Origin of the sequence: Chryseobacterium capnotolerans, from assembly GCF_021278965.1 — a bacterium.
GTDB lineage: Bacteria > Bacteroidota > Bacteroidia > Flavobacteriales > Weeksellaceae > Chryseobacterium > Chryseobacterium capnotolerans.
This window is the reverse complement of sequence record NZ_CP065589.1, coordinates 2631765-2643299: the sequence shown is the minus strand read 5'-3', so window position 1 is coordinate 2643299 and position 11535 is coordinate 2631765. Positions and strand designations below refer to the sequence as shown.

Sequence of the window (11535 nt, the reverse complement as noted above, 5' to 3'; positions counted from 1 at the left end):
CACTGCTTTTCCCGGTGTCTGATAACGTTATTACCAGACAAAAGGCTCCTTATTTCTCAGAAAATGGCTATATTCGGCTTCATAAAAAAAATGATATGCAATTATATGAAGGGATTTCTGTGGGGTTGTATCTGTTATTAATGATAGGTATAGGCATATATTCTTATAGAAAATCAACAAACAATTCAGAAGAATTTTTAATTGGAGGAAGAAAAATGGGGGCGGCTGTTACGGCACTTTCTGCAGGAGCAGCTGATATGAGTGGCTGGCTGCTGATGGGAGTTCCGGGAGCCATGTATCTTTCCGGTATTTCTAGCTCATGGATCGCGATAGGGTTAACCCTTGGAGCATTTCTGAACTACATTATCGTAGCACCGAGGCTTAGAATTTATACCGAAGTGGCTCAAAACGCTATTACATTACCCGTATTTTTTGAAAACAGGTTTAAAAACAAGAACCACCTTTTGAAGATTACGTCTTCAATCTTTATTCTGGTATTTTTTACCCTTTATACCTCAGCAGGAATGGTGTCGGGCGGAAAACTTTTCGAATCAGCTTTCGGAATGGATTATACTGTAGGGCTATTGCTGACGAGTTTAGTTGTGGTTTTATATACTTTCTTAGGCGGTTTCCTGGCCGTAAGTCTTACGGATTTTGTGCAGGGAACGATTATGGTATTGGCGCTAGTCATTGTACCCATTGTTGCCATTATTCAGATTGGAGGAGTAGGAGAGACTTTATCACTGATTGAGGCTAAAGATCCAAAATATCTGGATTTATTCAGAGGAACAACTACCGTGAGTATTGTATCTTTATTAGCCTGGGGACTAGGATACTGCGGACAGCCGCATATTTTGGTTCGTTTTATGGCTATTGATAAGCCTAAAGATCTGGTTAAGGCAAGAAGAATCGGGATTACATGGATGATCTTTACGGTAGCGGGAGCCTTAGCGATTGGACTGGTGGGAATTGCCTATCTTCAGAAATTTGATATCGAAACGATGATGAAATTCGACGGATCAAAAACCGAGGCAGAAACTATTTTTATTTATTTCTCACGTATTTTATTTCATCCATTTATTGCAGGATTCTTATTGACAGCAATTCTTGCGGCTGTAATGAGTACTATTTCTTCCCAGTTATTGGTAACTTCAAGTTCATTGACCGAAGATATTTACAAAGCGTTCCTGAATAAAAAAGCGACACCCAAGCAATTACTTTTTGCCAGCAGACTTTCCGTTTTATTAGTTGCTGTTATTGCGGTACTTTTATCATTAGATCCTAAAGATAGCATCCTTAATCTGGTTGGAAATGCCTGGGCAGGTTTCGGTTCTGCATTCGGACCATTGATTCTGTTATCTCTTTTATGGAAGAAAACAACCTGGCAGGGAGGTTTGGCAGGAATGTTAGTGGGAGGAATTACAGTGCTGGCATGGGTATATCTTCAACACCCTTTAAAAGACTGGTATGAAATCATTCCGGGATTCGTTCTTTCTTTACTTACCAACATTATTGTATCCTTAGCCACTTACAAGTCTGATGCAGTAATTGAAAGTGAATTCGATGAGGTTAAAAAGATTATGCAGGAACCATAGTGGTAACTGAGCTAGAATATAATAGATAACCCTTGCCGAAAAGCGAGGGTTTTGTATTTTTATAGGAGATAGGGAAAAGAAGCTGTGGCGCTGGAAGAGGAAGTAGCTAAAGTTCTCTAGATATTTTTATTAAGATTGGAATTTCATTGACAAATTATAAATGGATTTTTCTTTCAGTTTCACTTAAAGCCGAACTTGAAAAAGAATATGCTCCTTATTTGTATTTTTCAGATAAAAGTCTCAACTTTCAACTTTTTACAACCAGTCAGAACAAATTGTATTTGATAAGCCCTCTTCAATAGACTTTATAGATAAAAAAGATAACCTTAGAACCTTTTGGAAAAACTCATTAACCATTTTAAATTCAGATTCGTTCAGGTCTTTAGAATATTCAACCTGAATCCTAAAGTAAGTATTCCTGCTTTGCTTGTTTTTGTCGCTTTGATTGCCGTAAAGCTGCCGAAACACTCTTATTACCCCATTATATTCTGCGTTATTATCGCTCTTTTTCATGCTGAAAGAAAGGATATTCCTTTTCTGAAGAAGGTTTTTGTGCAAAACTGGCGATGGATTATTTTATTGGAAGTAACCATTATATACACTGTTTTATTGTTGGTAAACATCCATTACAAAATTGAGAGAATAGGGTTGATTTCCTATCTATTGATAACTTCATTGATCTTTATTCCTTCAAGAACAAAACCATGGCTCAGTTTGGAATGGAATATTGTTCCTAACAGTTTGTTTGAATGGAAGAGCTTTTTGCGTAAGAATAGCTGGAAGGCAATACTGGGATTTATAATTGTTCTCTTTTCCTCCTATCAGCCGGCAGTCTTGATTTTTATAGGAGCTTTTGTGCTGGATTTTATTTCCCATATTTATCAACCGCATGAAAGTAAGGAAATGCTTGAAATGTACTTCAAAAAATATACACTGAAGGAAAAAATACGGAAAAACACCTTGTTTTTCAATATGCTGCTTTTACCTACTTGCTTTTCTTTTTTGATTTTAAATCCTTATCAAAGCCTATATATATTATATTACTTTGCCTTTATGAACCTGTACCTTCTCTTAATGCTGGTGAGAAAATATAAAAATTACAACCATAAAAATAAAGATAGCGATTACAATATGGGTATTTATTTTGAATATTTCCTATGTAGTATGACTATTATTCCTGCTCTTTTTATCCTTAAATCCGGAATAAAAGAGGCTAACCAAAATATTAAAACCTATGTTGGAAATTAAAAATGTGAATGTTGAATTTAAAAATCAGAAAGTTTTAAACGATTTGAACTTATCAATAGAAGAAGGATGTATTTTGGGAATTCTCGGAAAGAATGGGGCAGGGAAGACCACTTTGTTTGAATCCATGTACCAAAGTTTATCATTCTCAGGAAATATTACCTGGAAAAATATGCGTTTACAGCGGAAACATATCTCTTATCTGGAAACCGAAAATTACTTTTATCCCTATATGACAGGAGAAGAGTACCTATCTTATTTTTCTTCTGAAAAGGAAGACGAAATCCATAATATCATTGATAAATTTAATCTTCCACTGAAAAAATATATACAATATTATTCCAGTGGAATGAAGAAAAAATTGTCCCTCATTGGGATGCTTATGTTGAATAAACCGATTAATATTTTGGATGAACCTTTTAATGGAGTAGATTTCGAGGGCGTTCATCTTCTGTATGATATCATCAGACAATTAAAGACGCAGAATAAAGTGGTTGTGATAAGCTCCCATATCATAGAAACACTTTTCCATACCTGTGATAAAATTGCTTTGCTGCAAAACGGAAGAGTTGAAGCTATATACCATAAAGAAGATTTTGGACAGCTGAATACACTAAGATTTTAAGGCTGGCAGTGATTTATTTCACAAGTTTTTTCTTAATGCAGACCATTATTAAAGCAAGGATCAAAATCAAAATGCTTGATCCAATACTGTTTTCAATACCGTAATGAGCAATCCAGAAACCTCCGAATAAAGTTCCGACTGTGACTGCAAAATTTCCACAGGAAGTAAAAATACTGTTGATAAATTCCGAAGAACCAGAAACAGAAGAAATCACATTCATATTGCTGATAAGAAACCCTCCGGAATGAATCATTCCCCAAAATGCAATAATCCAGATCATGGGAACAAAATAACTTCCATAAGAATAGATAAATATATGGGTAACAGTGAGTAAGATCAGGAATAAACTGGTGGTATGTAACGGAAACCTGCTCATATATTTTCCTGCCATTTTATTTCCTAAAATTCCCACTGTACCAAACATAAAAAAGCATTATACTGATCTGTTTGCCATTCATATGGGTTACTTTTTTAAGAAAATCAGCCATATATCCGTAGGTAGAATACATTGCAGCAATGGTGAAAAATGCAATGGATAATCCTATCCACAGGCTTTTATTTTGAAAAATTTTAAGATCAAATACCGCTTGAGCTTCAGTTTCTTTTTCAATAACCGGCAATAAAAGCTGTACTCCAATTAATGCCACTATGTTAATACCTGCTGTAAGTAAGAATGAAGACTGCCAGGAAAATAAATCAGACATTAAAGTGGCTAATGGCACTCCTAAAACAGTGGCTAATGTAAGTCCGGAAAAGATAATGCTTACCGATTTTGATGTATCAGAAGGATCAGAAGTTTTTTCGGCAAATGATAAAGCAATAGACCAATAAACAGGGTGAAAAAATGCCGGAATCATTCTAACCGCCAATAATGCATAAAAATTTCCTATATAAGCAGAAAGAATATTAGCCACAGCAAAAATCAGCAGGGAAGAAACCAACAGGCTTTTTCTTTTGAATGCAGATAATGCAATCAGCATAAACGGCCCGAAAACAGCCACAATCAAAGCGAAGGCACTCAGAAGCCAGCCTGCTTTTTCAATGGAGATATTGAAGGCAGATGCAATTTCCGGTAATACTCCAATAACTCCAAATTCTGTAGTGGTAATCCCAAATACTCCTAATGCAAGCACATAAAGATTTCTTTTCGATTTCATAATTTTTTTTGTGCAAATTTGCAGAATAGACTATCGGAAAACTATATACTTACCTTTTAGTTCTATACTTACTTTTTAGAAAGTGTAACAATAAAAATACTACTATGCCTCAGTTTTTTCACGATAAAAGATTGTATTATACTCCTATAGAATTTGCATTGAGCCATATTGGAGGGACATGGAAAATGCCTATTCTATGGAGATTACAGGAAAGGCCACTTCGTTTTAGTGAATTGAAAAAGGATATTCCCCATATCACAGACAAAATGCTGACCAGCCAGCTTAGGGAATTGGAAAGTAAGGAAATGATTCATCGTGAAGTATATCCCGTTGTGCCTCCAAAAGTAGAATATAGTCTTACTGAAAAAGGCAAAAAATCCATTCCTGTCATTGAAACCATCATGCAGTTTGGATATGACCTGATTCAGGATGCCGGGATTACTTTCCCACCCAAGGAATAACAGATTTTTCTGTATTTCTTTTCATTCTTAAAAAATAAAGTATCTTTACTCAAAGGATTCTGATACTTTCAATATTCCATGTTTCTATTGGATGTGAAACATGCTGCCGGGAATATTTTTGGCTTTCTATGCTGTTCTTTGCCCGGACACTTACTTTTCTTCATTATAGTAATTCATATTCATAGTTTTTATAACCTTGTTGATAAGAAGACTCGTTCGTATGCTGTTTCCACAATATAATTCCGACTAAAAAATGATCAAATAAGATTTAAAAATGAAAAATAATAGGACAGTTCAAAATTTTTATATTCTTACCGGAGGGCCAGGAGCTGGTAAAACAACTTTACTGGATGGATTAAGGCAGGCAGGCTTTACAACTGTACCTGAAGAAGGACGGAAAATTATCAAAGAGCAGCTAAGTGCTCATGGAAATGGACTGCCCTGGATCGATAAAGAATTTTTTGCTGAGCTTATGTTTGATGCCTCTGTAGATGCCTATCAGAAGATACTTCACACTTCAGGTTCTGATCCTGTTTTTTTCGATCGGGGAATTATAGACACCATTGGCTATCTTAAGCTTGAAAATATTCCTGTTCCTGAGGAGATGAAAACTACAGCACGCGAAATGAAGTATAACAAGAATGTTTTCATTCTTCCTCCATGGCCGGAAATCTATGAAAATGATTCTGAAAGAAAACAAACTCCTGAAATAGCCCAACATACCTTTGAGTACATGTATGAAACTTATCAGGAATATGGCTATCACGTTATTGAGGTTCCCAGATTAACAATAGAACAACGCGTCAAGTTTATTCTGAATACTCTCAATCAATAATTTTCATGAAGCTCTATTGAAAATTAACCATTTTTGTAACTTTGAGTGAACCTTTAGTTATATTCTAAATATTTTAAGTTATGAATCTGAGACCAATGGATGAAGAAGAATTTGAAAAAGAATTAATAAGTCTTGCCAATCACGATCTCGAGATAAGGGAAAAACTATTTGCAGAAGGAAAGCTGGAGGGAGGATATCATCCGGAAATGGAGGCGGTTCATAAAGCTAATGCCAAAAGACTTCGGGAAATCATAGAAAAGATTGGGTTCCCAACGATATCAAAGGTAGGAGGAAAAGCAAGTGACGCTGCCTGGCTTATCATTCAGCATTCTATTGGGGAACCAGAATTTATGAAATCATGTTATACAATAATGGAGGAAAACGGTCTTGATGTTAATCTCAAAAATATAGCCTATTTATACGATCGGATTCAGGTTTTTCAAGGCAAACCTCAAAAATATGGCACCCAGCTTATTGTTGGCGGAATTCCTTTTCCGGTAGAAGATAAAAAAGGCTGAATAAGGAACGGGAAAAAATGAGTTTACATCCACTATCTGCAAAAGAAATTGATCAGATTTCTGATCCGGGAGAAATTCCTGAAATTGATAGCAGAGATCAGGAATATTTAGCCTGGAGAAAGGAAGTAGGATGGATATAAGGAGCAACCGGTTTAATGTTTAAAGCGCTGGGTTATGAGTCGAGTACTTTTGATTACTCATATTCACAATCATTACTCTGACTGTTTCAGGATTCAATTATTCTTTTTTCGGGAGATTCTGCTTTTCATGCATCCTGTTTTTATACTGTAACAGCATCTATGAATTGCACAGAAAGTTTGCATAAGACCACCACTTCTGAGGAATGGCAGCCTTTATCTAGTATTTGAAAGACAATTACTGACCGTTCAGCAGTGGCCTTGGATCAAACAGAACTTTTAAGGAATGGATTTTTCCATTATTGATCTGATACCATCCGGAGGCTTCTATAGTTTTATTACCCATATCAATCATATACCAGAAAGAAACATCTTCACCAGCTATAAAGGTTTTTATAATCTGATATTTAAGTTTCATTTGCTTCATCTCCTGAATATAGAGTGAAGCACCTTCTCTTGTTCCCAACACTCCAATGAATTTAAAATCAGGATCGAGACAGCCTTCTGCCTTTTCAAAATTTTCTTCATTTAAGTATTGAATAAACTGTTCTGCGACATTTGGGGTTGTATTGCTCATATGGATTGTTTTATATGAACAAAATTAATGCATCAGGAAGGATCTTCTTTGTGACGATCGTCACAAAAGAAGGATACATCTAATTTTTTCAACATCTTTTTATCTCTACTAAAAAAAGCCCGGGTTATCATAAATATTCTGCTTAATAATAATTGCTAAAGGTTTATTGATACTGCTAATTTCTTTAGTATTTTTCAAATTATGCTGGTAAAAAAGTTCAGATATAGTATCATAATATGCTTCTGTAATTTCGTCTTTTAGGGTTATTTTCATAGGTAATTATTAGATAATGATTCTAAAAAAGCTAAATCAAAAGGTTAAAATTGAGTAGTGAAGAGTCAAAGGCTATTTTACACCAAGCAATGAGATTCTGCCTTTAGCATAAGCAATTTGGTCTTTTTCCTTTTCCTGATCTGGAGTATTCTTAAGGTATAAGTGGTAGTAAATAACGGCATTTTTAGGCTGCTTCAGGTTAAGATCATATAAAAGTCCTAAACGATAGTAAATCATATTGCTGGCTCCAAAGGTAAGCCCTCTTTTATAGGCTGTTACAGCATCGTTATACTGATTTTTTGCTTCATAAATTCCTGCCAGTGCAGCATAATAGAGGGGGTGTGGTCTGAAATCGCCTCATCAATGGTCTTTTGAGCATAGATAGCTGCTTTATCATAATCTTTCAGTTCACGATAACTCAATGTCATAAAGTATAATGTTCCTTCATTCTGCAGCCCTGATTTTTCCAATGTTGTATAAATTTCAACACATTTCTGGTAATTCTTTACATAAAAATAAGCTTGTCCCATTTCGTTCATAACGTTAGCATCTGTATGAGCCTTTAATAATTTTTCTCCTGTTTCAATAACTTCCTGGTATTTCCCCAACTTGTTGGCGATGGGCAATTGGGCCTGCTGCAGAGTGAAATTTTCCGGATCAGTGGCAATAGCTGTTTTTAAAATATCATAAGCAGGCTGAAACTGCTTAAGTTCATTATAAACCATAGCCAGATCATAGGCGGTGTCAGGATCAGTTGTATTCAGATTATTGGCTTTTTTAAGGTATTCCAGTTTGGTTTCAGGAGTATCTGCATAACCTGCCATTTGTTTGTAAGCATTGAAGTTTTGACTGTCAAGCTTGATGATTTGTTGAAGGTAAGCCTTTGCATTTGTAATATTTCCTCTTCTGGAATTGATACTGGCCAGGCTGAAGAGAGCCGGAATATTGTCAGGCTGAATGGTATTAATTTTCATATAGTTTTTTTCAGCATCCGGAAGTTTTCCTGCCATCATTTGACAATAAGCAATCTGAGTTAATGCCTTTACATCCTGTGTGTCTGCCGAGTAAAGACTTTGAAGATATTGAGCCGCATCTGCAAAACGCTGAGTCTCATAATATCCAAGCAGCTTTTCGGTATCAATTTTTGTTGTCTGGGCTGTCATTATTCTAAAGCCTAATCCAATAAGGACGATAGAGAACCATATTTTCATCATTGCTTTTAATTTATAACTAAAATATTTGTTATTTGATACACTTGCAAGTTTTGCAGTCACTTATTAGGGAATTTTTTGATATTTTAGTTAATAAGTGATGTATAATGATATAGCTATTTCTGTATTTCTTATATTCACAATACCGAAATCATCATTAAAGATTATAAAAACCTTTTCGAAATGGAAATTACATCTGTAGCATCATTCATTGATTATTATGAGAAAATAAGAGCCAGAACCAACCGGATTATTGAAATTGTTCCTCCTGAGCATATTGATTTTTCTTATAAACCCGGAAAATTTACGATTGGAGATCAGATCAGGCATATTGCGGCTATAGAAAGGTATATGTATGGTGAAACCATCTCAGGAAGAGAAAGTGCCTATCCCGGATGTGGAAAAGAACTGGCAGACGGATATGAAAATAGTGTAGTTTTTTTCAATGAAATGCACAGACAGACTCTGGAAATTATTTCGGGACTTTCGGATGAGGACCTTAACCGTAAATGTATGACTCCAGCAAATAATCCAATCTCTATATGGAAATGGCTTAGGGCTATGGTAGAACATGAGATTCACCATAGAGCAGAAATTTATATTTATCTTAATCTGCTTGATGTGAAAACACCGCAGATCTTTGGTTTTTCAGCAGAAGAAGTTCAGGATTTGAGCGTCAAGTTATAATCCTTAATACCAGCAAAGATAGGCAGCCACTCAATGGATGAAGGTTAATTTGTATATTGCCGTTCAAAAATTAATAATGATCAGACCCTTTATTATTCCTTTATTACTGCTTGTAAATTCTGTATATGGCCAGAAAGATATTGAGTTAAAACCAGGAGATACGCTGAAGTATTCACCAATATCTCAAAAACCAGTATGGGTAACCATTCAGTCAAACGAAGCCAATATTGCAATGAGCCTGTTTATAGACGGAAAAAAAATAAAGGAGCAGGATGATTCCAGAGGAATAAAAAGTATTGAAAGACTGTTTTTTACTCCTGAAAAAGGCAGAAAATATGAACTTCGAATCTGGGCTAAATCCTATGTTGAAAAAAATAAACCTTCGAAGATCTCTATTACAGAATCTAAAACCGTTTCCAGCCTGAATGGGCAGTTCACTTCAGCCCAGTTTGTAGAAGATCTGCGGGTTTTCCGTTCCATCAGAGAAAAAGCAAATTCAGGATTATATGTTTACAGAAGCAGGCATCAGATAGATAGTATGTATAAAAAAGCAGAGGAAGAAGCGGCCAGCAGCAAGAATATATTTGATTTCTATAAAGTAATAGCAAAGGTCACAGGCTTTGAAGGAAGCTGTCATAATTATACAGATCTTCCTAATCACGCATCTTATTATTTAGCACAAAGACCTGAATATCTGCCCATCACTCTGAAAAATATTGACGGCCGTTTGCTCCAGGATTCAAAAGATATTAAAATACCGCTTGCTGCCGAAATTATTTCTATTAATGGCATTCCTGCAAAAGAAATGATTAGCCGTTTTTCCCAATACTATTTTTCTGATGGATATTCTGTACCTTACAGAGAAACGGCAGGCTTTGAAAGAGGAATGCTGGATAAGTTTTATATAGAATTCGGTACTCATAAACAATATGACATCAGGTATCAATGGAATGGGCAGACTCATGACGTAAGTTTGCCCGGAATATCATTGGAAGCTTTTAAAAAACTTCAGGAATCAAGACACTCTCTTACTTTGGATAAAAAATTGATGGCTGAAAAATACAGTTTTACCAAAGAAGGTGATCACGTATACCGTTTATCAATAAGAGGTTTTGATTTTGCCACAGGTAAAGAAGATCCTGCCTATAAAAAATTCAGTATTTTTCTTGATCAGATGATGGATACTCTGGAGCGTGAGAAAATAGAAAATCTTATTATTGATCTGAGAGGAAATACCGGCGGAACCGGAGCGCTTTATGAAAAAGTTTTCTCTTATCTTACCCAAAGGCCTTTTCGTGACAGCAATTATGCTTATACCTGGTTCAATGAGGTTCCCATGGAAGATAAGTTAATCATTACCCCACTTTTCCTGTCCAATGGAGTAACGGATAAGAATGGAATTAATACTTATCTGAAACAGCTTTATCCTAAACAAATCCAGGGTAAATATTATTGGGCTGATGATAAGAACCTCTTGATTTTACCCAACGAAAGAACCTTTAGAGGACAGCTTTATCTTCTGGCAGATCAACGGGTGGCTTCTGCAGCTTCTCACCTGGCTTCTTTAATAAAATCTTATACCAATGCCATTGTGATTGGAAAAGAAACGGTTGGCGGATATTACGAACATAACGGGCATCTTCCGTTAGTGTATGAGCTTCCCAACACAGGAATTCAAACCGGATTCTCTATCGTTCATGTGATTCAGGATGCTCAAAATCTTCCGGATCAGAAAAAGGACAGGGGATTGTTCCGCATTATGAAATCCGGCTTACCAATCAAGAGTTTCTGGATCAGTCTGATGTTTATTTGAGAAAAGCACTTGAACTTCAGAAACACAACCAAAAGTAAATTAGAAGAGCTGCAGAGGATTGATTTGCAGCTATTTTTTAAAATAATAACAAAAATGTTAATTATATCCCATATCGGGCGAGAAAATATGTTTTTATAAACATGTTGTGTCGCTTGTATGATTTTAAAACAGAGTTGGTTAGGGTGTTTTTTGTCTTCGAAATACCAGAAATAGTATTTAAAAGTCGTAGAACTACTACAAATTTTCAGATTGATGCTTTAAAATTTTTTGAATATAAATAACCGCTTTATATTTGTTATACCATCACATCATTACAAAGTATTATTAACGATTAAAATTTACATACTATGACGGCAATTAAAAAGAGATCCTGATACCCGATAATAGGAAAAGAGCAAAAG

Annotated in this window: 14 protein-coding genes; 9 read left to right on the top strand and 5 right to left on the bottom strand. The window is 35.4% G+C overall.

The annotated features are described in order from the left end of the window. Positions 1-95: 95 nt before the first annotated feature. From putP to H5J24_RS12610, 3 genes are all read left to right on the top strand, one after another. Positions 96-1595, top strand: coding sequence for a sodium/proline symporter PutP (gene putP, locus H5J24_RS12620; RefSeq protein ID WP_068945049.1), 1500 nt, complete (start codon positions 96-98; stop codon positions 1593-1595). A gap of 336 nt (positions 1596-1931) precedes the next feature. After that, positions 1932-2843 carry a hypothetical protein gene (locus H5J24_RS12615; RefSeq protein WP_068942890.1) on the top strand — a complete coding sequence of 304 codons (912 nt, stop codon included), beginning with the start codon at positions 1932-1934 and terminating at the stop codon, positions 2841-2843. Beyond that, a complete protein-coding gene (locus H5J24_RS12610) occupies positions 2830-3465 on the top strand; it encodes an ABC transporter ATP-binding protein (protein ID WP_068942891.1) in 636 nt (211 codons plus the stop codon). Before H5J24_RS12615 ends, H5J24_RS12610 begins: the two co-directional genes overlap by 14 nt. A 13-nt stretch (positions 3466-3478) precedes the next feature. On the opposite strand, the gene H5J24_RS12605 is transcribed toward H5J24_RS12610, so the two are convergent. Continuing rightward, entirely contained in the window at positions 3479-3889 is a 411-nt protein-coding gene (locus H5J24_RS12605) for an MFS transporter (RefSeq protein WP_232816352.1), read from the bottom strand. Further along, on the bottom strand, positions 3858-4622 hold the full coding sequence (locus tag H5J24_RS12600) for an MFS transporter (protein ID WP_232816351.1): 765 nt from the start codon (positions 4620-4622) through the stop codon (positions 3858-3860). The genes H5J24_RS12605 and H5J24_RS12600 overlap by 32 nt, the downstream gene beginning before the upstream one ends. Before the next feature lie 104 nt (positions 4623-4726). Between H5J24_RS12600 and H5J24_RS12595 the strand changes: the two genes are divergently transcribed. From H5J24_RS12595 to H5J24_RS25620, 4 genes are all read left to right on the top strand, one after another. Further along, complete coding sequence (locus tag H5J24_RS12595; RefSeq protein ID WP_068942893.1) at positions 4727-5083, top strand: winged helix-turn-helix transcriptional regulator; 357 nt, start codon at positions 4727-4729, stop codon at positions 5081-5083. A 274-nt stretch (positions 5084-5357) separates the two neighbouring features. Further along, positions 5358-5918, top strand: coding sequence for an AAA family ATPase (locus tag H5J24_RS12590; RefSeq protein WP_068942894.1), 561 nt, complete (start codon positions 5358-5360; stop codon positions 5916-5918). An 80-nt stretch (positions 5919-5998) separates the two neighbouring features. Beyond that, the gene (locus H5J24_RS12585) at positions 5999-6436 is read left to right on the top strand and encodes a DUF6624 domain-containing protein (RefSeq protein ID WP_232816350.1); all 438 of its coding nucleotides are present in this window, start codon (positions 5999-6001) and stop codon (positions 6434-6436) included. A gap of 17 nt (positions 6437-6453) precedes the next feature. Beyond that, entirely contained in the window at positions 6454-6576 is a 123-nt protein-coding gene (locus H5J24_RS25620; RefSeq protein WP_283250783.1) for a hypothetical protein, read from the top strand. Between the two features lie 235 nt (positions 6577-6811). Here H5J24_RS25620 and H5J24_RS12580 read toward each other — a convergent pair whose 3' ends face one another. The 3 genes from H5J24_RS12580 to H5J24_RS12570 all read right to left on the bottom strand — a co-directional run bounded on the left by H5J24_RS12580 (position 6812) and on the right by H5J24_RS12570 (position 8637). Continuing rightward, positions 6812-7150 carry a nuclear transport factor 2 family protein gene (locus H5J24_RS12580; protein ID WP_068942895.1) on the bottom strand — a complete coding sequence of 113 codons (339 nt, stop codon included), beginning with the start codon at positions 7148-7150 and terminating at the stop codon, positions 6812-6814. Between the two features lie 345 nt (positions 7151-7495). Further along, positions 7496-7660, bottom strand: coding sequence for a hypothetical protein (locus H5J24_RS12575; protein ID WP_232816349.1), 165 nt, complete (start codon positions 7658-7660; stop codon positions 7496-7498). Positions 7661-7698: 38 nt separating this feature from the next. Then, positions 7699-8637, bottom strand: coding sequence for a tetratricopeptide repeat protein (locus tag H5J24_RS12570; RefSeq protein ID WP_232816348.1), 939 nt, complete (start codon positions 8635-8637; stop codon positions 7699-7701). Positions 8638-8817: 180 nt separating this feature from the next. Between H5J24_RS12570 and H5J24_RS12565 the strand changes: the two genes are divergently transcribed. Both H5J24_RS12565 and H5J24_RS12560 read left to right on the top strand, forming a co-directional pair. After that, complete coding sequence (locus H5J24_RS12565; protein ID WP_068942897.1) at positions 8818-9321, top strand: DinB family protein; 504 nt, start codon at positions 8818-8820, stop codon at positions 9319-9321. A 76-nt stretch (positions 9322-9397) separates the two neighbouring features. Beyond that, a complete protein-coding gene (locus H5J24_RS12560) occupies positions 9398-11134 on the top strand; it encodes a S41 family peptidase (RefSeq protein WP_232816347.1) in 1737 nt (578 codons plus the stop codon). Positions 11135-11535: the final 401 nt, after the last annotated feature.

Coding starts and splice junctions, on each gene's coding strand:
- putP (WP_068945049.1), top strand. CDS start 96: ATGCAATTATATGAAGGGATTTCTGTGGGGTTGTATCTGTTATTAATG.
- H5J24_RS12610 (WP_068942891.1), top strand. CDS start 2,830: ATGTTGGAAATTAAAAATGTGAATGTTGAATTTAAAAATCAGAAAGTT.
- H5J24_RS12605 (WP_232816352.1), bottom strand. CDS start 3,889: ATGTTTGGTACAGTGGGAATTTTAGGAAATAAAATGGCAGGAAAATAT.
- H5J24_RS12600 (WP_232816351.1), bottom strand. CDS start 4,622: ATGAAATCGAAAAGAAATCTTTATGTGCTTGCATTAGGAGTATTTGGG.
- H5J24_RS12595 (WP_068942893.1), top strand. CDS start 4,727: ATGCCTCAGTTTTTTCACGATAAAAGATTGTATTATACTCCTATAGAA.
- H5J24_RS12590 (WP_068942894.1), top strand. CDS start 5,358: ATGAAAAATAATAGGACAGTTCAAAATTTTTATATTCTTACCGGAGGG.
- H5J24_RS12585 (WP_232816350.1), top strand. CDS start 5,999: ATGAATCTGAGACCAATGGATGAAGAAGAATTTGAAAAAGAATTAATA.
- H5J24_RS25620 (WP_283250783.1), top strand. CDS start 6,454: ATGAGTTTACATCCACTATCTGCAAAAGAAATTGATCAGATTTCTGAT.
- H5J24_RS12580 (WP_068942895.1), bottom strand. CDS start 7,150: ATGAGCAATACAACCCCAAATGTCGCAGAACAGTTTATTCAATACTTA.
- H5J24_RS12575 (WP_232816349.1), bottom strand. CDS start 7,660: ATGATTTACTATCGTTTAGGACTTTTATATGATCTTAACCTGAAGCAG.
- H5J24_RS12570 (WP_232816348.1), bottom strand. CDS start 8,637: ATGATGAAAATATGGTTCTCTATCGTCCTTATTGGATTAGGCTTTAGA.
- H5J24_RS12565 (WP_068942897.1), top strand. CDS start 8,818: ATGGAAATTACATCTGTAGCATCATTCATTGATTATTATGAGAAAATA.
- H5J24_RS12560 (WP_232816347.1), top strand. CDS start 9,398: ATGATCAGACCCTTTATTATTCCTTTATTACTGCTTGTAAATTCTGTA.